This is a genomic window from Pseudomonas sp. B21-023 (assembly GCF_024749165.1).
GTDB lineage: Bacteria > Pseudomonadota > Gammaproteobacteria > Pseudomonadales > Pseudomonadaceae > Aquipseudomonas.
Genome location: NZ_CP087190.1, coordinates 131750 through 153362 on the forward strand (window position 1 = coordinate 131750; position 21613 = coordinate 153362).

21 protein-coding genes are annotated in these 21613 nt (G+C 64.8%); 6 read left to right on the forward strand and 15 right to left on the reverse strand.

The features are described 5' to 3' along the window. Positions 1-57 precede the first annotated feature (57 nt). The 8 genes from LOY42_RS00625 to LOY42_RS00660 form a co-directional block, all read right to left on the reverse strand. Positions 58-1845, reverse strand: a complete 1788-nt coding sequence (locus LOY42_RS00625) for a monovalent cation:proton antiporter-2 (CPA2) family protein (protein WP_258599676.1) — start codon at positions 1843-1845, stop codon at positions 58-60. 246 nt (positions 1846-2091) lie between these two features. Then, entirely contained in the window at positions 2092-3105 is a 1014-nt protein-coding gene (locus LOY42_RS00630; protein ID WP_139674538.1) for an alpha/beta hydrolase, read from the reverse strand. 31 nt (positions 3106-3136) lie between these two features. Further along, positions 3137-3388 (reverse strand): DUF2790 domain-containing protein, encoded by a 252-nt coding sequence (locus tag LOY42_RS00635; protein ID WP_139674535.1) that lies wholly within the window; start codon positions 3386-3388, stop codon positions 3137-3139. A gap of 160 nt (positions 3389-3548) precedes the next feature. Beyond that, the gene (locus LOY42_RS00640) at positions 3549-5036 is read right to left on the reverse strand and encodes a YifB family Mg chelatase-like AAA ATPase (protein ID WP_258599677.1); all 1488 of its coding nucleotides are present in this window, start codon (positions 5034-5036) and stop codon (positions 3549-3551) included. Between the two features lie 50 nt (positions 5037-5086). After that, positions 5087-5521 (reverse strand): DUF2493 domain-containing protein, encoded by a 435-nt coding sequence (locus tag LOY42_RS00645; protein WP_258599678.1) that lies wholly within the window; start codon positions 5519-5521, stop codon positions 5087-5089. A 10-nt stretch (positions 5522-5531) separates the two neighbouring features. Beyond that, complete coding sequence (gene mgtA, locus LOY42_RS00650) at positions 5532-8243, reverse strand: magnesium-translocating P-type ATPase (RefSeq protein WP_258599679.1); 2712 nt, start codon at positions 8241-8243, stop codon at positions 5532-5534. Positions 8244-9046: 803 nt separating this feature from the next. Further along, positions 9047-9475: a molybdopterin-binding protein gene (locus tag LOY42_RS00655; RefSeq protein ID WP_110697037.1), complete on the reverse strand. Its 429-nt coding sequence runs from the start codon at positions 9473-9475 to the stop codon at positions 9047-9049. Positions 9476-9499: 24 nt separating this feature from the next. Then, positions 9500-9763, reverse strand: a complete 264-nt coding sequence (locus tag LOY42_RS00660; protein WP_102683536.1) for an accessory factor UbiK family protein — start codon at positions 9761-9763, stop codon at positions 9500-9502. Positions 9764-10169: 406 nt separating this feature from the next. On the opposite strand from LOY42_RS00660, the gene glnK reads away from it, so the two are divergent. The 3 genes from glnK (at position 10170) to sutA (ending at position 12652) form a co-directional block, all read left to right on the forward strand. Continuing rightward, entirely contained in the window at positions 10170-10508 is a 339-nt protein-coding gene (gene glnK, locus LOY42_RS00665; RefSeq protein ID WP_002555808.1) for a P-II family nitrogen regulator, read from the forward strand. A 47-nt stretch (positions 10509-10555) separates the two neighbouring features. Further along, on the forward strand, positions 10556-11890 hold the full coding sequence (locus tag LOY42_RS00670) for an ammonium transporter (RefSeq protein WP_102683535.1): 1335 nt from the start codon (positions 10556-10558) through the stop codon (positions 11888-11890). 432 nt (positions 11891-12322) lie between these two features. Next, on the forward strand, positions 12323-12652 hold the full coding sequence (sutA, locus tag LOY42_RS00675) for a transcriptional regulator SutA (protein WP_023632536.1): 330 nt from the start codon (positions 12323-12325) through the stop codon (positions 12650-12652). Between the two features lie 61 nt (positions 12653-12713). On the opposite strand, the gene LOY42_RS00680 is transcribed toward sutA, so the two are convergent. Genes LOY42_RS00680 through lptM form a run of 6 tightly spaced genes read right to left on the reverse strand, consistent with a single transcriptional unit; the run spans position 12714 to position 17327 of the window. Further along, entirely contained in the window at positions 12714-13409 is a 696-nt protein-coding gene (locus LOY42_RS00680; RefSeq protein WP_102683534.1) for an HAD family hydrolase, read from the reverse strand. Then, positions 13406-14305 carry a tyrosine recombinase XerC gene (xerC, locus tag LOY42_RS00685; protein WP_198754947.1) on the reverse strand — a complete coding sequence of 300 codons (900 nt, stop codon included), beginning with the start codon at positions 14303-14305 and terminating at the stop codon, positions 13406-13408. The genes LOY42_RS00680 and xerC overlap by 4 nt, the downstream gene beginning before the upstream one ends. Next, a complete protein-coding gene (locus LOY42_RS00690) occupies positions 14305-15015 on the reverse strand; it encodes a DUF484 family protein (protein ID WP_046853676.1) in 711 nt (236 codons plus the stop codon). Before LOY42_RS00690 ends, xerC begins: the two co-directional genes overlap by 1 nt. A 13-nt stretch (positions 15016-15028) precedes the next feature. After that, positions 15029-15859 carry a diaminopimelate epimerase gene (dapF, locus tag LOY42_RS00695; protein WP_198754948.1) on the reverse strand — a complete coding sequence of 277 codons (831 nt, stop codon included), beginning with the start codon at positions 15857-15859 and terminating at the stop codon, positions 15029-15031. Between the two features lie 4 nt (positions 15860-15863). Next, positions 15864-17111 carry a diaminopimelate decarboxylase gene (gene lysA, locus LOY42_RS00700; protein ID WP_258599680.1) on the reverse strand — a complete coding sequence of 416 codons (1248 nt, stop codon included), beginning with the start codon at positions 17109-17111 and terminating at the stop codon, positions 15864-15866. Positions 17112-17120: 9 nt separating this feature from the next. Beyond that, positions 17121-17327, reverse strand: coding sequence for an LPS translocon maturation chaperone LptM (lptM, locus tag LOY42_RS00705; protein ID WP_102683530.1), 207 nt, complete (start codon positions 17325-17327; stop codon positions 17121-17123). A 206-nt stretch (positions 17328-17533) separates the two neighbouring features. Between lptM and cyaY the strand changes: the two genes are divergently transcribed. From cyaY to rnk, 3 genes are all read left to right on the forward strand, one after another. After that, positions 17534-17866, forward strand: a complete 333-nt coding sequence (cyaY, locus tag LOY42_RS00710) for an iron donor protein CyaY (RefSeq protein ID WP_102683529.1) — start codon at positions 17534-17536, stop codon at positions 17864-17866. 1 nt (position 17867) lies between these two features. Next, positions 17868-18086 carry a DUF1289 domain-containing protein gene (locus LOY42_RS00715; RefSeq protein WP_110697045.1) on the forward strand — a complete coding sequence of 73 codons (219 nt, stop codon included), beginning with the start codon at positions 17868-17870 and terminating at the stop codon, positions 18084-18086. A 155-nt stretch (positions 18087-18241) separates the two neighbouring features. Beyond that, positions 18242-18652, forward strand: a complete 411-nt coding sequence (gene rnk, locus LOY42_RS00720) for a nucleoside diphosphate kinase regulator (RefSeq protein WP_102683527.1) — start codon at positions 18242-18244, stop codon at positions 18650-18652. Positions 18653-18657: 5 nt separating this feature from the next. Here rnk and LOY42_RS00725 read toward each other — a convergent pair whose 3' ends face one another. Continuing rightward, positions 18658-21522, reverse strand: coding sequence for a class I adenylate cyclase (locus LOY42_RS00725; RefSeq protein WP_139674508.1), 2865 nt, complete (start codon positions 21520-21522; stop codon positions 18658-18660). Positions 21523-21613 lie beyond the last annotated feature (91 nt).

The following is a 21613-nucleotide window of genomic DNA, read 5'->3' on the forward strand; positions in this document are numbered from 1 at the left end:
GCGGGCGGCGCTCGATCTCATGGGCGAAACAACCCTCGAGACATGCACATGAGGCCCTCAATCCTCATCCGACGCAAACAACCGCTCCAGCTCCACCCGCGCTTCCTTGGCCGTCTGCATCACTTTGGCCCGGTCGTCGCGGACCTGCCCCTGGGCCTCCAGCACCTGTTCGTCATGCTCGGTGAAGCGGGCGATGCGGTCTGTCGCCTGCGCTTCGGTGAGCCCCAGCCCGACCAGCGCGCGGCGGCTCATCTCCAGGCTGGAATAGAACGTCTCGCGGATCGGGTCGGCGCCCACGTCCATCAGCTTGTGCACATGCTGACGGTTACGTGCCCGGGCGATCACCTTCAGGTGCGGGTACAGGCGCTTGGCCCGCTCCGCGGTGTGAATGGCCACCTCGGGGTCGTCGATGGTGATGATGAAGTACTCGGCCTCGCCAACCTTGGCCGCGTGCAGCACTTCGGGGCGCAGTGGGTCGCCATAGAACACCGGCACCTGTTCGAACATGCGGGTCATCTCGATGGCGTCCACCGAGGTCTCCAGGGCTATGAACGGGATCTTCTGCGCCCGCAAGATGCGCGCGACGATCTGGCCCATGCGGCCCATGCCGGCGATCACCACGCGCGGGGTGCCAGCGTCGATGGCCTTGTACTGCTCGGGCACCTCGCGGGCGGGCTGCGGGCGCTTCAAGGCGCGGGCGCAGCCGAGCATCAGCAGCGGCGTTAGGGCCATCGACAGGGTGATGGTCATCAGCAGCAGGTCGTAGGTCTGGGTGTCGAACAGGCCCTGGTCCTTGCCCAGCTTGAACACCACGAAGGCGAACTCGCCACCGGCAGCCAGCACCATTCCCAGGCGCAGGGCGCTGGCGCTGTTCAGGCCACCGGCCAGGCGGCCGACGCCGATCAGCAACGCAAGCTTCACGCCGATCAACAACAGGGTCAGGCCCAGCAGCAACAGCGGCATTTCCAGCAGCAGGCGCAGGTTGGCGCCCATGCCGACGCTGATGAAGAACAGGCCCAGCAGCAGGCCTTTGAACGGTTCGATCTGCGATTCCAGCTCATGGCGGTATTCGGAGTCAGCCAGCAGCAGGCCGGCGAGGAAGGCGCCCAGGGCCATGGACACGCCGGCCTCTTCCATCAACCAGGCGGTGCCGATCACCACCAGCAGCGCGGTGGCGGTGGACACTTCCGGCAAACCAGTGCGGGCGACGATACGGAACAACGGGCGCAGCAGGTAGCGGCCGCCGACGATGACGATGGCGATGCTGGCGAACACCTTCAGGCCATGTTCGAGGCTGTCGCCGTGGCTGGTGTCGGGGCCACTGGCGGCCAGCAGCGGCACCAGGGCGATCAACGGGATGGCGGCGATGTCCTGGAACAGCAGGATGGCGAAGGCCAGCCGACCGTGGGGTGCATTGAGCTGCTTGCTTTCGGCCAGGCTCTGAAGGCCCAGAGCGGTGGATGACAGGGCCAAACCAAGGCCGAGCACGATGGCTGCGGGGAGCGTCTGGCTGAAGCCGAACAGGGCGATTGCGCCGAGTACCGCGCCGGTCAGGAACACTTGCGCGGTGCCGACGCCGAACACCGATTTGCGCATCAGCCACAAGCGTCGTGGTGAAAGCTCCAGGCCGATGATGAACAGCAGCAAAACCACGCCCAGCTCGGAGATGTGCGCAACGCTCTCGGTATCGCGGATCAGCCCCAGGGCCTGCGGACCAATGGCCACGCCAGCCAGCAGGTAGCCGAGCACGGCGCCCAGTTGCAGGCGCTTGGCCAGCGGCACGGCGACCACGGCGGCGAGGAGGAAGATGACGGCGGTTTGTAAAAGGCTGCCTTCGTGTGGCATTGCTCGGACTCCTTGAACTGCGTGCGGCAGCGCTTGATGCAACAGCTTATGCCATCAATGAAAGAGGCGGGCATTTTCGGGCGGGGAGGGAAATAGGACAATCCTTGGGTTACAGGAAGCAGCGTTCTGAAAGTAGGACCTTTGCTGAATCCATCGCGGGGCAAGTCGGGCCGCCGCATCGCCGCTCCCACGAAGGTCTTATACCTTGCGTGGGAGCGGGCTTGCCCCGCGATGGTGATCGGCCACTTATTGCAGATGGTTTTTCAAGGCCTGTGCCGCCTGGTCCATGGCACTGCGCACACTGGGCACGGTGCTCAGCACGTTGAGCAGGCCATAGTCATGGATCATGCCGTTATAGCGCACGGCGGTCACCGGTACCCCGGCAGCGTCCAGCTTGCGGGCGTAAGCCTCGCCTTCGTCACGCAGCACGTCCATTTCGGCGGTCTGCACCAGCGCTGGCGGCAGGCCTTTCAACTGCTCCAGGCTGGCGCGCAGTGGCGAGGCGTGGATGTCGTCGCGTTGGCGCGGGTCGGTGGTGTAGCTGTTCCAGAACCACTGCATCATGTTTCGGGTCAGGAAGTGGCCTTCGGCGAACTGGTTGTAGGACGCATTGTTGAAGTTGGCGTCGGTCACCGGCCACAGCAGGGCCTGGAAACGCAGCTTCGGTGTGCCGGCCTCCTTGGCCTTGAGTGCCACCACCGCAGCCATGTTGCCGCCGACGCTGTTGCCGGCTACCGCCAGGCGGCTACCGTCAACACCGATCTCCTTGCCGTGCTCGGCGACCCAGCGGGTGGCGGCGTAGGCCTGGTTGATCGCGGTGGGGTACTTCGCTTCCGGTGACGGCGTGTAGTCGACGTAGACCGCCGCAGCACCGGATCCCACCACCAGGTCACGGATCAGGCGTTCGTGGGTGGGGTAGTCGCCCAGCACCCAGCCGCCGCCGTGGAAGAACATGAACACTGGCAGTTCGCCCTTGGACCCTTCGGGCCGCACCACGCGGATTTCCAGCGGCTGGCCGTCGGCCTGGATGGTCCGGCGTTCGACGCGGATCCCCGACACATCGACCTTCACCCCGGCCTGGGCACCGCTCAGCACCGCACGGGCATCCTTGGGCGCGAGCGTCTCCAGCGGCTTGCCGCCACCGGCGGCCAGGGCGTCGAGGAAGCCCTGGGTGGTGTGCTCGACGCCAGGGCTGCCGGCGAAGGCGTTGTTCACGGCAAGGGCCAGCAGGCCGGCGGTCAGGGTGTGGGACAGTTTCATGTTCTAGCTCCTTTGGCGGGCGAGCCGCGGCTCAGTTCTGGTTGGCGAGGACGGTGGGTTGCACGTAGCTCACGGCGCGCAGCTGGCCGCTACTGTCGCGGTAGGTCAGGGTGGCGGTGTTGGTCTGGCCTTGGGCGCTGGCGGGTGCATCGACGCTGACGACCTTGGCGATGTCCAGGTCCATGCCGTAGCGGTACGGGGTGGCTTCGCTGGCGAAGCTGCTGACGCTGGTGCCGAGGGCCAGGGTGGTGACGGTGACGGCGAAGGCTTTGCGAAGGGTCATGATCGTTCTCCGGGTTCTGCTGAGTGGGGTTGGCGACTGCTTTCTGCTTGAGATGAATGATGCGCGCAAATATTTAGTGCGCAAAATATATTTCCGCTATGAGACCGATTGAGTGGATCTGTCGAAGGGGCTCAGCCACGCGGAAACCCGCCGTAAAAGATCAGGCGCTGGGCCGGTACTGCAGCGCCTCCGCCAGGTGCGACCTGGCTATGGATTGCGCCCCCTCCAGGTCCGCCAGGGTGCGGGCCACCTTCAACAGCCGGTGCGCTGCCCGCAACGACAACGTCAACCGTTCGCAGGCCTGCTCCAGCCAGGCCTGGTCGACCGGCTCCAGCGGGCAGTGCCGGCGCAGCCCCTTGAGGTCGAGGAAGGCATTGGCGCAGCCCTGCCGGCGCTGCTGCAGCTCCCGTGCCTCGGCCACCTGCTGGCCAACACTGGCGCTGGTCTCGCCGCTGGGCTGGTGGGTCAGCACGGTGCTTTCCCGGGCCACCGTCAGGTGCAGGTCGATGCGGTCGAGCAGGGGGCCGGACAGCTTGTTGCGGTAGCGCTGGATCTGCTCGCTGCTGCAGCGACAGCGGCCGGTGGGGTCACCCAGGTAGCCGCAGGGGCAAGGGTTCATGGCCGCCACCAGCTGAAAGCGCGCCGGGAAGCGCACCCGGTCCTTGGCCCGGGCCACCACGATCTCGCCCGACTCCAGCGGCTCGCGCAGTACCTCCAGCACGCGTCGTTCGAACTCGGGCAGCTCGTCGAGAAACAACACGCCGTGGTGCGCCAGGGTGATCTCGCCGGGTTGCGGTCGGCTGCCACCGCCTACCAGTGCCGGGCCAGAGGCTGAATGGTGGGGGTGGCGAAACGGCCGCTGTGGCCAGCAATCGAGCGGGGCATGGCCGCTGACCGAGCGAATCGCCGCCACCTCCAGCGCCTCGCGCTCGTCCAGCGGTGGCAGCAGCCCGGGCAGGCGGCTGGCGAGCAGGGTCTTGCCGGTGCCCGGCGGGCCGGAGAACAGCAGGTTGTGCGCGCCGGCTGCGGCGACCAGCAGCGCCCGCTTGGCAGCGATCTGGCCTTGTACTTCGCTGAGGTCCGGGTAGGGGCGTTGCTCCAGCAATAGGCCATTCGCGGCATAGGGTGACAATGCCGGTTGCGCATTCAGGTGGGCCACCAGTTCCCGCAGATGCCCCACCGCGTACACCACCAGGCCGCTGGCCAGGCTCGCCTCTTCGGCGTTTTCCCTGGGGACCACCAGCGCTCGACCCGCGTCTCGCGCCGCCAGTGCCGCAGGCAGTACGCCCTGTACCGGGCGCAAAGTACCTGACAGCGCCAGTTCGCCCAGGCATTCGATGCTGTCGAGGGCGGCAACCGGTACCTGGCCATTGGCGGCCAGGATGCCCAGGGCGATGGCCAGGTCGTAGCGGCCACCGTCCTTGGGTAGATCGGCCGGGGCGAGGCTCTGGGTGATGCGCCGGGCCGGGTAGTCCAGGCCGGAGTTGACGATGGCACTGCGGACCCGGTCCTTGCTTTCCTTGACCGTGGTCTCCGGCAGACCGACCAAGGTGAGCGTGGGCAGACCGTTGGCCAAGTGGGTTTCGACGCTGACAGCCGGTGCCTGTACCCCGACCTGGGCGCGGCTGTGGACGAGGGCTAGGGACATGGGCACTCCGTGTTTGCAGGTGATGGCCGCGTCCTGCGGCCTGGCAAAGCTTAGTGGCGCTCCTGTGCAGGTGGACGAGAAGAGTGCGTCGAATTTTGTCCGGCCTGGCATCCAGGACTGTGGGCGCCTGCCGTCCGGGGCTGCCTGCCACAGATCACGGGAATCCCCGAACCCCGCGCCCGCGCCAGCAGTTCCTCGGTATCGTCGCCGCCCGGCAGCGCCAGCACCAGGTCGGGCCGGCTGTCGCGCAGCATGAAGACGTTGCGCAGGTGCTCGGCCAGCTTGCCGTGCAACTGCCAGTTGGGCGGGTAGCGCACGATGTCGGCGCCCTGTTCGCGGGCCCAGCCTTCGATTTCGCCGCCCAGGTGCTGGCTGCCGCCGTGGATCAGCACCCGGATCGCTTGCTGGCGCTGGAGGGCGTCCAGCGCCTGGCGGCAGCGTTGGCTGTCGGCGTAATTGCGCCCCGCGCAGATCAGTACGCGCATGCCCACCCCCTCAGAACCACTGGCCGAAGCGGCGGATGTACAGGGTCTTCATGCCCTGGGCCACCAGGCAGTAGCCGAGCAGGGTAGCGGCCAGCCATGGGAAGTATTCCCACGGCAGCGGCACCAGCCCGACCATCGCCCCCAGTGGCGAGAACGGGATGTAGATGCCCAGGCACATCACCAGGCCGGTGGCCAGGATCACCGGCAGCGCCGCGGTGCTCTGGAAGAACGGCACCTTGCGGGTGCGCAGCATGTGCACCACCAGCGTTTGCGACAGCAACCCCTCAATGAACCAGCCGGACTGGAACAACGCCTGCATTTCCACGCTGTTTGCGGCGAACACGTACCACATCAGCGCAAACGTGGTGATGTCGAAGATCGACGAAGTGGGGCCGATCCACAGCATGAAACGGCCGATGTTGCGGGCATCCCACTTGCGTGGTTCGCGCAGGAACTCCTTGTCCATGCGATCCCACGGCAGCGACAGCTGGGAGAAGTCGTACATCAGGTTTTGCAGCAGCAGGTGGATCGCCAGCATCGGCATGAACGGGATGAACGCGCTGGCCACCAGTACCGAGAACACGTTGCCGAAATTGGAGCTGGCGGTCATGCACAGGTACTTCATGATGTTGCCGAAGGTTTCGCGGCCCTTGAGCACGCCTTCCTCCAGCACCATCAGGCTCTTTTCCAGGAGGATGATATCGGCCGATTCCTTGGCGATATCGGTGCCGCTGTCCACCGAGATGCCCACGTCGGCATCGCGCAACGCCGGGGCGTCGTTGATGCCGTCACCGAGGAAACCCACGGTGTGGCCGTTGGCCTGCAGCGCCTTGAGCACCCGCGACTTCTGCAGTGGGGTGAGCTTGGCGAAAACCGTGCGCTCTTCGACCAGGGCCTTGAGCTGGATGTCGTCCTGGCGTTCGATGTCCTGGCCGAGCAGCGGCTGGCCGGGCTCCAGGCCGACTTCGCGGCAGACCTTGCAGGTGACCACCGGGTTGTCGCCGGTCAGCACCTTCACTTTCACGCCCATCTCGCGCAGGGCGGCGATGGCTGGGCCTGCGGTCTCCTTGGGCGGGTCGAGGAAGGTCAGGAAGCCACGGATCACCAGCTCGCGTTCGTCATTGGTGTGGTACTGAGGCTTGCCGTCGGAGGCCGGGATGTCACGGGTGCCGACCAGCAGCACGCGGAAACCCTCCTGGTTGTAGCTGCTGGCGGTGGCCAGCAGTTGCTGGCGTCGCCCGGCATCCAGAGTGACACGCTGGCCGCCTTCTTCCACATGGGTGGCGATGGCCAGCATTTCCTCGACGGCGCCCTTGCTCACCAGCAGGTGATCGCCCAGGGCATCCTTGACGATCACCGACAGGCGACGGCGGATGAAGTCGAAGGGCAACTCGTCGACCTTGGCGTAGGCATAGGGTGGCTGGAAGCGCTGGTCTTCGCCAGCAAAGCGCAGCACGGCCTGGTCCATCAGGTTCTTCACGCCGCTCTGGTGATGGCTGTTTAGCCAAGCCAGCTCCAGCAGGTGCGGGGCCACCTGGCCACTGGGGTCGACATGGTGTTCGAGGATGATGCGATCCTGGGTCAAGGTACCGGTCTTGTCGGTGCACAGCACATCCATCGAGCCGAAGTTCTGGATGGCGTTCAGCCGCTTGACCACCACCTTGCGCCGGGCCATGGCCACGGCGCCCTTGGCCAGGTTGGCGCTGACGATCATCGGCAGCATCTCCGGGGTCAGGCCCACGGCCACGGCCAGCGCGAACAGGAAGGCATCGCTCCAGTCGCCCTTGACCACGCCGTTGAGCATGAACACCACCGGCACCATCACCAGCATGAAACGGATCAACAGCCGGCTGACGCTGTTCACGCCACGGTCGAAGGCGGTCTGGCTACGCGAGCCGACGATGGCCTTGGCCAGCGAGCCGAAATATGTGCGCTTGCCGGTGGCCACCACCACGGCGCGGGCGCGGCCGCTGACCACGTTGGTCCCCATGAAGCCGATGTTGGGCAGATCCAGCAGGCCGCTTTCATCGTTGGCACTGTCGGCGGCGGACTTCTGCGCGACGTGGCCGAGGGTGTCGTACTTCTCCACCGGCAGCGCTTCGCCGGTCAGCACCGCTTGGCTGATGAACAGGTCGCGGGACTCGATCAGGCGGATATCGGCGGGGATCATGTCGCCGGCGGCCAGTTGCACGATATCGCCGGCCACCAGTTCGTTCATGGGCACTTCGCGCAGGCGCGCTGGCTGGTCGTGGCGCTCGCGGCGCAGCACGGTGGCGGTGGTACGGACCATGGCCTTGAGGGCGTCGGCGGCCTTGCCCGAACGGTACTCCTGCCAGAAGCGCAGCAGGCTGCTGAGGCTGACCATGGTCATGATGATGATGACCTTGGTCAGGTCCGCTTCTTCCATGTCGCCTGCGCGTACCGGCAGCAAGTAGTCGGTAACGAAGCTGATGCCGGCGAGGGTGAGCAGCACGTAGATAAAGGGGTTGTGCAAGGCCTTGAGCAATTGCACCAGGGCCGGTTGCGGCTTGTCATGGGCGACTTGGTTGGCGCCGTCGCGCTGCAGGCGCTTGGCGGCTTCGTGCTCGGTCAGGCCCAGTTCGCTGGCGTCGAGGTTGGCCAGGGTCACGGCCAGGCCGTTGCGTGCCTCGCGGGCGGCGCGCATGGACAGGCGGGTGTCTTCGCCGGCTTTGCTGCGGGTGTTGCGGTCTTTTACGGTCATTTGGCTGTGCTCCTGCCGCAGGAGGCGGCACGACACACAGTCGACTCACGGTGGGGAAGGTGAGTGAACGTGTCCCGTGTCGCAATGATTCAAACAATGAAAAACGTGGTTTTTCCGACATTTACGTGTTCGCTGGCGAATGCCGGAAATAAGATCGGCAGCGAACTTTCTACTGGCTGATTCCATGGTCGGTTAATCCCATCTGTTAAATGGCGGGCAATAGAGTTCCAAAGAACTTTAATTACTTAAAGTTCGGAAGTTTCTGACGATTTAAATGGCGTCAGTTCAGCGAACAGACAGCATCGCGCGCGTCACTGCAGGCAGCAACGGGCACGCTATCGACTGGGCGGTTTCAGGGGCGAGGACAAGCCCCAGTCGCGGACAGGACGGTACGGGGCCTTGTGCGCAAAGGCGCGCAGGCGAGGGGTAGCGATATCAAGGTTCATGAGCTTGCCTCCGACCGGGCGGGCACCCGGGGCGGCAAGCTACGGCGGAGCATCAGGCTCTGGCGCGGCTTGCCCGACCTAGGGGCGGGCCCGGAGTTCCGGTTCAAGTGCCTGGCGGCCAGGAGCTGCCAGACAGCGACTAGATACTGTGTCCATTGGATTCTTCGTGAGTTGAAATAAAGGCCCGTTTTTCGGGGCGGGTGAACTTTATGCAAAGCATAGCGAGGAAGTCAACCAGGAAGACGTAACTTAAACAAGTTTCATCTGCTGGGAGGGAAATTAATGCAGTGTGCGGCGCGATTACCATCGCGTGGTAATCCCGCTTCTACCTGGGCAAGGTAGAAAGCGGGCATTCATTCAAGGCTTGGCACCCAGGATGATGTGCGAGGCCTTGATCAGCGCGGTGGCCTTCACACCCGGCTTCAGGCCAAGTTCCTGCACCGCTTCGCGGGTGACGATGGCATACACCTCGGTGCCGCCGGAAAGCTTCAGCACCACCTCGGCATTCACCGCGCCGTCACCGACTCGCAACACTTCGCCTTCGAGGCTGTTGCGCGCCGACAGCCTGTAGCCGGCGGCATCGGTCATCAGCACCACCCACGGCGCCTTGACCAGGGCTACGGCCTGTTTACCGACGTTGATACTGAGGTTGTGCAGGCTGGCCATGGTGACCACCGCGACCAGTTTCTCGCCGCCACCGAGAGTCAGCTCGACCTCGGCATTCACCGCGCCAGGCTGGACGGCGCTGACGGTACCTTCAAAGACATTACGGGCACTGACTTTCATGGCAAGTACTCCCTGTATCGATCGTTATTCTTTGGCGGACGGCGCCATCCTGGCTTCCAGCTCGGCGAATTGCTGCTCGAGGGCTTCGAGGCGGGCGCGTGTACGGGCGAGCACCACCATCTGGCTGTCGAATTCCTCGCGGCTGACCAGGTCGAGTTTGCTGAAGGCCCCCTGCATCAGCACCTTGAACTGGCTCTCCAGTTCGGCACGGGGCGCGGCGGTGTCGCCGCTGAACAGGCGCGAGGCCTGGTCGCTCAGGGCATCGAGGAAGGCTTTGGGCGCGAGCATGTCTGGTATCCGCTGATCACTGAAAGTGCCGCAGTGTAGCACGCCGCTTTTGCCCGCTTGCCCTGCACGCTTTTCGCGCAGGGCGGCCAAAGGTCGCGCACCGATTTTGTGCGCTTTTTCGCTGCTGGCAACTGGCCAATCCCTACCGATTCACGCAACTCCCTGTTTTCCCGATCGTTGTTCGAACTGGCAAGGTTTCTGCAAAGACCCGAGTGAGCCATGCACTGATGCAGTCCCTTGTGACCAGGCAGTGCGCAGGCGGAGCCGCAAGGTCCTTCGTCACAGGTGGATCGTGTGTCGGCGGGGAGAATGGAGCCGACGACGCGTTACAAAGCCAGGCGCTGCGCTTAGACTTGAGACGGGTTTGTTTTCCTGGGGCAAGTCCATCAAATCGGGAGAGAGTTTCATGAAGCTAGTCACTGCCATCATCAAGCCGTTCAAGCTGGACGACGTGCGCGAGTCGCTGTCGGAAATCGGCGTGCAGGGCATCACCGTGACCGAGGTCAAAGGTTTCGGCCGGCAGAAGGGTCACACCGAGCTGTATCGCGGCGCTGAATACGTGGTCGATTTCCTGCCCAAGGTGAAGATCGATGTTGCCATCGACGACAAGGACCTCGATCGGGTGATCGAAGCCATCACCAAGGCAGCCAACACCGGCAAGATCGGCGACGGCAAGATCTTCGTGGTCAATCTGGAGCAGGCGATCCGCATCCGTACCGGCGAAACCGATACCGACGCGATCTAAGCGCCAAGCAAAGCCTCACCAAACCCAACGCCCCAGGAGAAAACAACATGACTCTGCGCAAGATCGCAGGGCTAGGAGCCCTATTGTCCCTCGTAATGCCAGGGCTGGCCCTGGCCGAGGAAACTGCCGCCCCTGTGCTGAACTCCGGCGACACTGCCTGGATGCTCACTTCGACGGCACTGGTCCTGTTCATGACCATCCCGGGCCTGGCCCTGTTCTACGGCGGCATGGTGCGCTCGAAGAACGTGCTGTCGGTGATGATGCAGTGCTTTGCCATCACCGGCCTGATCAGCATCCTCTGGGTCATCTACGGCTACAGCCTGGCTTTCGATACCGCCGGTATGGAAAAGGGCGTGCTCAATTTCAACTCCTTCATCGGTGGCTTCTCCAAGGCCTTCCTCAGCGGCGTCACGCCGTCGGGCCTGACCTCGGCTACCGCGTTGTTCCCCGAGGCGGTATTCATCACCTTCCAGATGACTTTCGCCATCATCACCCCGGCGCTGATCGTCGGTGCCTTCGCAGAACGCATGAAGTTCTCGGCCATGCTGATTTTCATGGGTGTGTGGTTCACCCTGGTCTACGCGCCGATCGCGCACATGGTCTGGAGTGGTGACGGCGCGCTGATGTGGGACTGGGGCGTGCTGGACTTCGCGGGCGGCACCGTGGTGCACATCAATGCCGGTATCGCCGGCCTGGTCTGCTGCCTGGTGCTGGGCAAGCGCAAGGGCTACCCGACTACGCCGATGGCTCCGCACAACTTGGGCTACACGTTGATGGGTGCGGCCATGCTGTGGATCGGTTGGTTCGGCTTCAACGCAGGTTCCGCTGCGGCGGCCAACGGTACCGCCGGCATGGCCATGCTGGTGACCCAGATCGCTACCGCCGCCGCCGCCTTGGGCTGGATGTTCGCCGAGTGGGTCTTCCACGGTAAACCGAGCGCACTGGGCATTGCTTCGGGCGTGGTCGCCGGTCTGGTCGCCATCACCCCTGCCGCGGGTACCGTCGGCCCGATGGGCGCCCTGGTGATCGGCCTGGTGTCCGGCGTGGTCTGCTACTTCTGCGCCACCAGCCTCAAGCGCAAGCTGGGTTATGACGACTCCCTCGACGCCTTCGGCGTGCACGGTATCGGCGGCATCATCGGCGCCCTGCTCACCGGTGTGTTCGCGGCACCTGCCCTGGGCGGCTTCGGCGCGGTCACCGATATCGCCGCGCAGTTCTGGATCCAGGCCAAGGGCGTGATCTTCACCGTGGTCTACACCGCCATCGTCACCTACGTGATTCTCAAGGTCCTGGACCTGGTGATGGGCCTGCGGGTCAGCGAAGAAGAAGAGTCGGTCGGCCTCGACCTGGCTCAGCACAACGAGCGCGGCTACAACCTGTAACCGCCACGCTGGAAAACTTGCCCGGCTCGCCGGGCATTTTTTTTGCCTGTAGTTTGCCGATTCGCGCCGGGCAAACGGTTTCTCTGTCGTGATCGCGACGCAGGTAGAAAACTTACAAGTCATTGGGCGTTTCTGGAGCTTTGCTTTTTCTGCGAGCGCGCTAGAATGCGCGCCGAAGGGAGCTGGACGAGTAGTCCACACACTTCGCCACCCTTTGCTAGGCTTGCCAATAGCCTGTGGCCAGCAAGGGTTCAAAGGATTTTGTCAGGCCTTGCCAGGAGCAGGGCCTGCAGGGTGCCGGGCCTCCCATGAGGGGGCGGACACCCAGGGCAGTGGCCAACCCACGGCCAGTTGAATTTTCACTGGTGGCTGCCGGTCTACGGCTGCACCGGTCTATAACTAACCTGCTTTTTGCAAGTCATGAGGTAGAACATGAGCGACGACGATCTGGAAAATGATGACCTCGAAGTAGGCGACGAAGACGAGGCTGATGACGGCCTGGAAGCTGCGGCCGACGATGGCGCGGAAGATGCCGGCGATGACGACAGCAGCCCGGCACCTGCTGCCAAGGGCAAGTCCAAGGCGGCTGTCTCGGTAGACGAGATGCCGAGCATGGAAGCCAAGCAGAAAGAGCGCGACGCGCTGGCCAAGGCGATGGAAGAGTTCCTTTCGCGCGGTGGCAAGGTGCAGGAAGTGGAGGCCAACGTGGTCGCCGATCCGCCCAAGAAGCCGGACAACAAGTACGGCAGCCGCCCTATCTGAGTGGCTGAACGCAAAGAAGCCCGCCGTCGCTGCGGGCTTTTTTGTGGGCGTCGACTGTCAGTCAGCGCCAGCGTGCTAGCACGTCTGGCAACTGCGACAAACGCTGGATCTCCGCATCCGGCGCCTGTTCGCCGCTCCAGGGCTTGTGCTGGGGGTTGAACCACACCGCCCGCAGCCCGGCGCGCTGGGCGCCGGCTATGTCGTCGCCCGGGTGGTCGCCGACGTGCACCGCCGCTCCTGCGTCCACCTCGCCGCGCTTCAGCGCTTCGAGGAAAGGTGCAGGGTCCGGCTTGCCAATCCCCAGGTCTTCCGCGCACAGGGCGAAGCGGAAGTAGTCCGCCAGGCCGAGCCTGCGCACGTCGGCATTGCCGTTGGTCACCACGCCGAGAACGTAGTGGTGGCGCAGGATCTCCAGCACCGGCTGCACCTCTGGGAACACCTCGACTTGGTGCCGCGCATGCAGGAACACCTCGAAACCTTCGTTGGCCAGTTCCTGGGCGTGTTTTTCGCTGTAGCCGACCTCTTCCAGGGCATGGAACAGCACCCGCCGGCGCAGGGCGCTGATGCGGTGCTTGAGGCCCGGTTCAGCCTGTACCAGGCGCTCGCGGATGGCGAACAGGTGCTCGACCGGCACGCCGCCGAGGATCGGCGCGTTGGCTTCGAGCCAGTCGCGCAGGACGACTTCGGCGCTGGCGATGACCGGCGCGGTATCCCAGAGGGTGTCGTCCAGGTCGAAGGTGATCAGCTTGATGCTCATGCGTCTGTGTCCTTGCTGCGTTTGGCCCGGGGGTGGGCGCTGTCGTACACCGCAGCCAGGTGCTGGAAGTCCAGGTGGGTATAGATCTGCGTGGTGCTGATGTCGGCGTGGCCGAGCATCTCCTGCACCGCGCGCAGGTCCTGGGACGATTCCAGCAAATGGCTGGCGAAGGAATGGCGAAGCATGTGCGGGTGCAGGTGCTGGCCGAGCTCGCGCTCGCCGGCGGCCTTGACCCGCAGCTGGATGGCTCGGGGACCGAGGCGCTTGCCCTGGCGGCTGAGGAACACGGCGCTGTCCCGCGGGCCGGCGATGCCGCGCAGTTTCAACCAGGCCTGCAGCGCCTCCCGGGCCTTGCGGCCAACCGGCAGCACGCGGCTCTTGCCGCCCTTGCCTTGCACCTGCACCAGCCCGGCAGCCAGGTCCAGGTGCTCGAGGTCGAGCCCGGTCAGCTCCGACAGGCGCAGGCCGGACGAATAGAACAGTTCGAGGATGGCCTGGTCGCGGCGGGCGATGAACGCGTCGTCGACGCCGCCGTCGAGCAACTGCAGGGCGCGGTCGGTGTCCAGTACCTTGGGCAGGCGCCGCTCACCCTTGGGTGGCGCCAGGCCGTTGGCCGGATCGTGCTGGCACAGCCCTTCGCGGTTGAGGTAGCGGTACAGCCCGCGCACCGCCGAGAGCAGGCGCGCCAGGCTGCGCGAGGACTGGCCGTGATGGTGCTGGCGGGCGACCAGCTGGCGCAGTTGCTGGACCTGCAGGGCAGCCCAGCCGGCGATGCCCTGGGCGTTGCAGAATTCGATGACCTTCTCGAGGTCACGACGGTAGGCCAGCAGGGTGTGCTCGGACACCTGGCGCTCGTTGCGCAGGTGTGCGCAATAAGCCTCCAGCTGGCGTTCCATCAGCGCACCGAGCGCAGAGTCTGGGTAAAGCGCGGCACCACGCGGCCGAGCACTTCGGCGATGTAGCTGAGGAACAGGGTGCCGACACTGCTCTTGTAGTGCTGCGGATCGCGGCTGCCGATCGCCAGTACGCCGTGCAGGCCCTGGTACTCGAGGGTGGCCACGGCGCTGGAGCCGACTTCCTTGTGCTGATCGTTGCCGAACAGGAACGCCAGCTCATGTTCGCGCAGGCTGCCGCTGATGGTCTTGCCGCCGCCGATCAGGCCGCCGATGGCCTGTTGCGCCTCGGCCCCGGAAACCCAGCGCCCCACGGGCGCCGCGTTTTCGCCGAACAGGATCAGGCTGACGAAGGGTACCTGGAACTCCTGGCGCAGGCTGTCCTCGACCGCCATCACCACCTCTTCCAGGGTGCTGGCGTCGAGCAGGTCGAGGATCAGCCGGCGGGTCTTGTCGAACAGCCGGTCGTTGTCGCGGGCCACGTCCATCAGTTGCGACAGGCGATGGCGCATCTCGATGTTGCGGTCGCGCAGCAGCTTGAGCTGGCGTTCCACCAGCGACACGCTGTCGCCGCGCTGGTGAGGAATGCGCTGTTCGACCAGCAGCTCGTCGTGCTCGGCGAAGAAGGTCGGGTGGGCGCGCAGGTAGGCGACCACCGCTTCGGCATCGAGCTCACTGGCCTGCGGGGATGCAACGTTAGGCTGATCGGTCATGGCGGATACTCGCTTAGAGACGAACTTGTCCTTCGAACACACGAACGGCGGGGCCGGTCATCAGCACCGGCTTGCCGGGGCCGGCCCACTCGATACTCAGGCGCCCGCCCGGCAGCTCGATGGTCACCGGTGAGTCCATCCAGCCTTGGCTGATCGCCGCCACGGCGGCGGCGCAGGCGCCTGTGCCGCATGCCTGGGTCTCGCCCGCGCCACGCTCCCATACGCGCAGGTTGGCGCGGTGGCGGTCGACTACCTGGATGAAGCCGGCATTGACCCGCTGCGGAAAGCGCGGGTGATGCTCGATCTTCGGCCCCAGCTCATGGACCGGAGCGCTGTGCACATCGTCCACGCGCAACACCGAATGCGGGTTGCCCATGGACACTGCGGCGATCTGGTGCACCTGGCCGTCGACTTCGAGTGCATAGCTGCTCGCCTGCTCATCGGCGATGAACGGGACCTCGGCCGGCGTGAAGCGCGGCGGGCCCATGTCGACGCAGATCTGCCCGTCGTTGCGCACATCGAGGACGATGATGCCGCCCTTGGTCTCGACGCGAATGCGCTTCTTCGCGGTCAGGCGCTTGTCCAGGACGAAACGGGCGAAGCAGCGCGCGCCGTTGCCGCACTGTTCGACTTCGGAGCCATCGGCATTGAAGATCCGGTAGCGGAAGTCGACATCCGGATTGTTCGGCGCCTCGACAATCAGCAGCTGGTCGAAGCCGATGCCGGTGTTGCGGTCACCCCATTGCTTGGCGTGCTTGGGTTGGATGTGTGCGTGCTGGCTGACCAGGTCGAGGACCATGAAGTCGTTGCCCAGCCCGTGCATCTTGGTAAAACGCAGCAGCATGGGTTCACTCCGGCAGCAGGCTTTCGCCGGCGAACAGTTCGGTGACGGTCTCGCGGCGACGCACTTCGAAGGCCTGGTCTCCATCGACCAGCACTTCGGCGCAGCGGCCACGGGTGTTGTAGTTGGAGCTCATGACGAAACCATAGGCGCCCGCGGAGCGCACGGCCAGCAGGTCGCCCTCGGCCAGGTCCAGCACGCGGTCCTTGCCCAGGAAGTCGCCGGTCTCGCAGATCGGGCCGACCAAGTCGTAGGCCCGACCTTCGCCTTCGCGAGGCTTGACTGCGCTGATGTCCATCCAGGCCTGGTACAAGGCCGGGCGGATCAGGTCGTTCATCGCCGCGTCGATGATGGCGAAGTCCTTGTGCTCGGTGTGCTTGAGGTATTCCACGCGGGTCAGCAGCACGCCGCCGTTGGCGACGATATAGCGGCCCGGCTCGAACACCAGGGCCAGGTCGCGGCTGCCGATGCGCTCGCGAATGGCCTTGATGTAATCGGCAAGCTCCGGCGGCTGTTCGTCGCGATAGCGCACGCCGACACCGCCACCGAGGTCGAGATGGCGCAGGTGGATGCCGCACTCGGCCAGGCGATCGACCAGCACCAGCAGGCGGTCGAGGGCATCGAGGAACGGTTCGACGGTGGTCAGCTGTGAGCCGATGTGGCAGTCAACACCGACCACGTCGAGGTTCGGCAACTGCGCGGCGCGCACGTAGATGGCCTCGGCGTCGGCAATGGCGATGCCGAACTTGTTTTCCTTGAGGCCAGTGGAGATGTAAGGGTGGGTGCCGGCGTCGACGTCCGGGTTCACGCGCAGCGACACCGGCGCGACCTTGCCCATCTCGGCGGCCACCACTTGCAGGCGCTCGAGCTCGTCGGTGGACTCGACGTTGAAACAGTGCACGCCCACTTCCAGGGCGCGGCGCATGTCCTCGCGGGTCTTGCCGACACCGGAGAACACCACGCGATCGGCGCGGCCACCGGCGGCCAGCACGCGCTCCAGCTCACCGCCGGAAACGATGTCGAAGCCCGCGCCCAGGCGCGCCAGCAGGTTCAGCACGCCCAGGTTGGAATTGGCCTTGACCGCGAAGCAGACCAGGTGCTCCACCCCGTGCAGGGCATCGGTGTAGTTGCGGTACTGCGCCTCGATATGGGCACGCGAGTACACGTAGGTGGGCGTACCGAAGCGTTCGGCGATCGCCGACAGGGCCACCCCTTCCGCGAACAGCTCACCGCCGCGGTAGTTGAATGCATCCATGGGATTTCCTTACTGCGCGGGCGACTCTTCTGGCTGCTCTTGCTGCTGCTCCAGCACAGGTTGCGGCTGGACTGGCTTGGCATGCTGGTGCGACTTGCGCGGGCCTTTGCCGTCCTTGCCGTCTTCTGGCAGGTACAGGGGGCCTTTCTGACCGCAGGCCGAAACGAGGCAGGCGACCGCGACCAGCGCCGCGAGGGAGGAAATCAGGCGTTTCATGGGTGAAATCCTTGGAAATATGCAGTATTGCGGCCGAGTATACCGAGCGACCACCTGATTGCCTATGCAAGGGGCACCCCCTTGGCGGCGGTGCGGCGACCAAAGGCGATGCGGCTTTTTCTTACAGCTATTAGCTTGTAGCTTGAGGCTTTCGCCCTTATCGTGCCCGGCTTGCGTGTGTACAGCCATTTTTCGAGGTCCTTGCAATGAGTTTGAGCGAAGCGCGTTTCCACGACCTGGTCGACGCGACCCAACAGGCCCTGGAAGATCTGTTCGATGAAAGCGGCATGGACCTGGACATGGAGAACTCCGCTGGCGTCCTGACCATCAAGTTCGATAACGGCAGCCAGCTGATCTTCAGCCGCCAGGAGCCGCTGCGCCAATTGTGGCTGGCGGACAAGTCCGGTGGTTTCCACTTCGATTACGACGAAGAGAGCGGCAAGTGGGTGTGCGAGAAGAGCGAAGAGCTGCTCGGCGAGATGCTCGAGCGCATCGTCTGGGAGCGGGCCGGCGAGAAGCTGGACTTCGACGAGATCTGAAATGAGCGAACAGCCCAGGCCGCCCAAGCCGCTCTACAGCAATGTGAGCCCGGCGGTGCCGTCACCTTGTATCAGCATATGTCGGCTGGATGAGTACAAGGTCTGTACCGGCTGCCACCGCCACGTCGAGCATATCCGTGAGTGGCGCTCGGCCGATGACGAACGGCGCCGGCAGATCTGCCGCGAGGCGCTGGCCCTGAAAACAGGGCGCCAGGCATAGCCACAACGACGGTGTGGGCTTGAGTATTTGCCCCGCTGTGGTAGTGTCAGGGTCTGCGTCGGTGACGCCAAGCATTTCACAAACCCCGCCCTTGGGCGGGGTTTTGCTTTATCTGCCTTTAGTAAATTGCCTGTTCAAAGGAGTCTGACTGGATCATGAGCACCAAGCCTTCCCTCATCCTCACCCGACTGGACGTGCAGCGTCTCGAGCGCCTGCTCGACGCCCTCGATGAAAGCACCCCGGGTGTGCTCGCCCTGCAGGACGAGCTGGACCGCGCCGAAAACGTGGTGGGTCACGAGGAAGTCCCGGCCGGCGTGGTGACCATGAACTCCCGCGTGCACTGCCGCGAGATCGCCAGTGGCAAGGATTACCACCTGACCCTGGTGTATCCGAAGGACGCTGGCCCTGAAGGCAACGTCTCGATCCTTGCGCCGATCGGCTGCGCACTGCTGGGCCTGTCGGTGGGCGACCAGATCGACTGGCCGGCGCCGGGCGGCAAGACGCTCAAGCTCGAGCTGCTGGCAGTCGAGTACCAGCCGGAAGCGGCAGGCGATTTCGATCTCTGAGGTGATCAGGGCTCCAGCCGCGCCTGCAGTTGCTCCAGCCCATCGTTGAGTGCCTGCTCCAGCTCGCGTTTGTAGCGCAGGTAGAGGCTGGTGGACCCTTGCTCGTCCTCCAGCAGCTCGGACAGGTCGAGGTCGGTGATGTAGCAGCGGTAACTGCCGCTGCCGCGGCGCTGGCGCAGGATCTGCCGGGCGACCACGGCATACAGCTGGTCGCCATGCTCCAGTTCGGAAAACTCCTGCTGGTCGCAGTAAAGGGTGACATGCACCTCTTCGCCCGTGCCGGCCTGGAGGATCGCCTGAACTTCGAAATACGCCTGGTTCTGGTTGTCCGAAGGTGCCGGTCTTGGCTCCAGGCTGCGTGCCTTGCCGATGCCTGAGGGCAGCAACTGGTAATAGAGGATGCGCAGCGATGCCAGCGGCAGGCTGTCCAGTGGCAACTGGGCGTCGCGGCGCATCAGCATCGATTGCAGGAAGCGTTGCAGCGGCAGCAGCAGGTGCGGCTCGTCCTGCAGTGGCAGCCGTTGTTGCCAGAGCGCGTTGTGCTCATCGAGCACGTACAGGTCGGCCCAGCCCTCGAACAGGCGGTAGAACACCTGGATGCAGCCGGGCTGGCCCTGGGCCAGAACCAGCGGCAGGTCGTGGTCCTGCAGGGCGTGGGTGTCCAGGTGCAACGGGCTGTATCTGCCGCGCTCCTCGCCGAGGGCCGCCAGCACCGCGTCGTGGTCGGCGAGGCTGGCCAGGGTCACCTGCCCGGGCTGCAGGTCGAGGATGTGGGTGTGCTGGGCCACCTGCAGCAGGTAACGGTGATTCAGGCCCTGGTCGAGCAGCAATTGCACGGTGTCGAAGATCTCCTCGACCCGCTGGCTGATGGCCTGGGCGCGGTTGTGGCAATAGCAGCGTACCCGCACCCGCGGGCGGTGGCTGCGCTGGCCCAGGCTGTTGAGGAAGTCGCGCAGGCAGCGCGCCAGCGCATGCTCGCCGTCGTAGCGTTGCACCAGCACCTCGTTCCAGCTGTTGAGGGTGATCTGGTCGAGGGTCAGCACCAGGTTCTCGCGTACCCCGGCGTAGCTCAGCGAGTCGGTGCGCTCAGTGGTCATCAGAATGTTCAGGTCGCGCTGATGGCGCAGCGGGTCGACGCCGACATTCACCAACAGCAGGATCTCGTTGGCCACGCTCGGCTGCAGCAGGCGCACCTCGCTGACTGTCTCCAGGGGCAGGGGGATGCTCTGCTGCAGGCTGCCGATCAGGTTGAACAGCTCGAACTCGCTCAGGTCGCTGACACCTGGGTGCAGGGCCAGGCGCGTGCTGCTGTCGATCACGCCATTGCGGTGGGCCCAGGTGAGCAGCTCGAGCAGTTCGCGGCAGCGCTTGATCGGGCTGAAGTGCTCCCACTCGTGTACGGCCAGGTTGCCGTTGTACAACCCCCAGTGGTGTGTGCCCGGTTCCTTGCGGTTGGGTGATTGCACCAGAGTCAGGGTGTCCTCGGCCAAGTCCGGGGCGATGCCCGGGTTGATCACCTCGATCTTGCCGGCCCGGCGCTCGAAGGCGGCGTAGAGGCGGCGGCCAAGCACATTGAGGTCACGCTGGTCGGCGCGGCTGTTGGCGTTCTGCTGGCGGGCAAACTGGGTCAGGAAGCGGTAACTGTGGTTCAGCTCTGCCACCAGTTCGCGGCGCTCGACCGCCACCTGGCGCACTTTCCACTGGCTGCGACTGTCGAGCAGTGCCAGTTGGCGCTCGTCCCAGCCCCATTCTTCGGTCAGGCGCCCCAGGAGCTGGCGTTGCCAGCCCCCGCTACGTGTACGGCCCTGGTCGCCGAGCTTCTTGTTTACCTTCAGGTACAGGCTGCGCCGCACCAGCTCCAGGCGTGCCGGCTCGCCGCGCAGGAGCAGGTAGCGTTCGATGCGGCGGTAGACCATCACGTAGGGGTCGAGCTCATCCAGATCCAGCTGGTTGGCGAACACGGCCCGCTTGTAGTCCAGGCTCAGGCAGCGCACCTGCGGGTGCTCGCTGGCGTAGGCCTCGGTGAGCAGCAGCTTGAGCAGCGACTTGTAGGGTGAGTCGATACCCTTGAACAGCTGCCACAGCCCGGCGCCGACGAACTCGCCCGACGGAATGTGCGCCAGGTGGCCCAGGTCGAGATCGTCCTGGGCGCGGATGAAGCGCTTGGACAGCAGGGTCTGGGTGTAGTCGCGGTAGTTGTGTTCCTGGTAGACCGGCACCAGCCACCACAGCGGCGTGCGCCCGGCCAGCCAGATGGCGGTGCGGTAGAACTCGTCGAGCAGCAGGTAATGCTGGGTGGTGCCGCAGTCGTCGGAGCTGAGCTGGCCATCGCGCTCGCCCTGGACGAAGCCCCGGGGTTCGATCAGGAAAAAATGAGCTTCGGCGCCTTGGCTGGCCGCCCAGGTTTCGAGCAGCTGGCACTTGCGTCGCAAGTCGGCCACGGCCTGCTCGTCCAGGTCCGGTGCATGGCACACCCACAGGTCCATGTCGCTCTGCTCGGCCTGGGCCAGCGTGCCGAGGCTGCCCATCAGAAACAGGCCGTGGATCGGCTGCGGTGGATTGCCGTGGCGTGGCTTGTAGGTGAACGAGCGGGTCAGGCGCTGGGCTTCGGCGAGCAGCTCGCCGTCGGGCTCGAAACCGGAGACGCCGGCGGGGGTGGTGCCGGAAACATAGCCTGGCAGCAGCGGATGATTGACGTGGAAGAACAGTGGCAGCAGCGTGATGACCTGCTGTTGGCGTGTGGATAACCCTTCCATCGCCCGTGCCAGGCGGCCCTGGTTGATCTTCAGGAAGCGCGCGCGCAGCTTGGCCAGCTCCTTGCGGTCGATGCCTTGATCCAGGTCGGGGCGGATTTCGTGGGGGTGGTTCATTGCGCGCTCAGGCAGGCCGGGGGAAGCTCTGGCGAGTTTAGCCTGAGTGGCGCGGTCGGATAAGGGGTTGCTGGCTTTTTGGCGTCAGATT

Coding starts and splice junctions, on each gene's coding strand:
- LOY42_RS00625 (WP_258599676.1), bottom strand. CDS start 1,845: ATGCCACACGAAGGCAGCCTTTTACAAACCGCCGTCATCTTCCTCCTC.
- LOY42_RS00630 (WP_139674538.1), bottom strand. CDS start 3,105: ATGAAACTGTCCCACACCCTGACCGCCGGCCTGCTGGCCCTTGCCGTG.
- LOY42_RS00635 (WP_139674535.1), bottom strand. CDS start 3,388: ATGACCCTTCGCAAAGCCTTCGCCGTCACCGTCACCACCCTGGCCCTC.
- LOY42_RS00640 (WP_258599677.1), bottom strand. CDS start 5,036: ATGTCCCTAGCCCTCGTCCACAGCCGCGCCCAGGTCGGGGTACAGGCA.
- LOY42_RS00645 (WP_258599678.1), bottom strand. CDS start 5,521: ATGCGCGTACTGATCTGCGCGGGGCGCAATTACGCCGACAGCCAACGC.
- mgtA (WP_258599679.1), bottom strand. CDS start 8,243: ATGACCGTAAAAGACCGCAACACCCGCAGCAAAGCCGGCGAAGACACC.
- LOY42_RS00655 (WP_110697037.1), bottom strand. CDS start 9,475: ATGAAAGTCAGTGCCCGTAATGTCTTTGAAGGTACCGTCAGCGCCGTC.
- LOY42_RS00660 (WP_102683536.1), bottom strand. CDS start 9,763: ATGCTCGCGCCCAAAGCCTTCCTCGATGCCCTGAGCGACCAGGCCTCG.
- glnK (WP_002555808.1), top strand. CDS start 10,170: ATGAAGCTAGTCACTGCCATCATCAAGCCGTTCAAGCTGGACGACGTG.
- LOY42_RS00670 (WP_102683535.1), top strand. CDS start 10,556: ATGACTCTGCGCAAGATCGCAGGGCTAGGAGCCCTATTGTCCCTCGTA.
- sutA (WP_023632536.1), top strand. CDS start 12,323: ATGAGCGACGACGATCTGGAAAATGATGACCTCGAAGTAGGCGACGAA.
- LOY42_RS00680 (WP_102683534.1), bottom strand. CDS start 13,409: ATGAGCATCAAGCTGATCACCTTCGACCTGGACGACACCCTCTGGGAT.
- xerC (WP_198754947.1), bottom strand. CDS start 14,305: ATGGAACGCCAGCTGGAGGCTTATTGCGCACACCTGCGCAACGAGCGC.
- LOY42_RS00690 (WP_046853676.1), bottom strand. CDS start 15,015: ATGACCGATCAGCCTAACGTTGCATCCCCGCAGGCCAGTGAGCTCGAT.
- dapF (WP_198754948.1), bottom strand. CDS start 15,859: ATGCTGCTGCGTTTTACCAAGATGCACGGGCTGGGCAACGACTTCATG.
- lysA (WP_258599680.1), bottom strand. CDS start 17,111: ATGGATGCATTCAACTACCGCGGCGGTGAGCTGTTCGCGGAAGGGGTG.
- lptM (WP_102683530.1), bottom strand. CDS start 17,327: ATGAAACGCCTGATTTCCTCCCTCGCGGCGCTGGTCGCGGTCGCCTGC.
- cyaY (WP_102683529.1), top strand. CDS start 17,534: ATGAGTTTGAGCGAAGCGCGTTTCCACGACCTGGTCGACGCGACCCAA.
- LOY42_RS00715 (WP_110697045.1), top strand. CDS start 17,868: ATGAGCGAACAGCCCAGGCCGCCCAAGCCGCTCTACAGCAATGTGAGC.
- rnk (WP_102683527.1), top strand. CDS start 18,242: ATGAGCACCAAGCCTTCCCTCATCCTCACCCGACTGGACGTGCAGCGT.
- LOY42_RS00725 (WP_139674508.1), bottom strand. CDS start 21,522: ATGAACCACCCCCACGAAATCCGCCCCGACCTGGATCAAGGCATCGAC.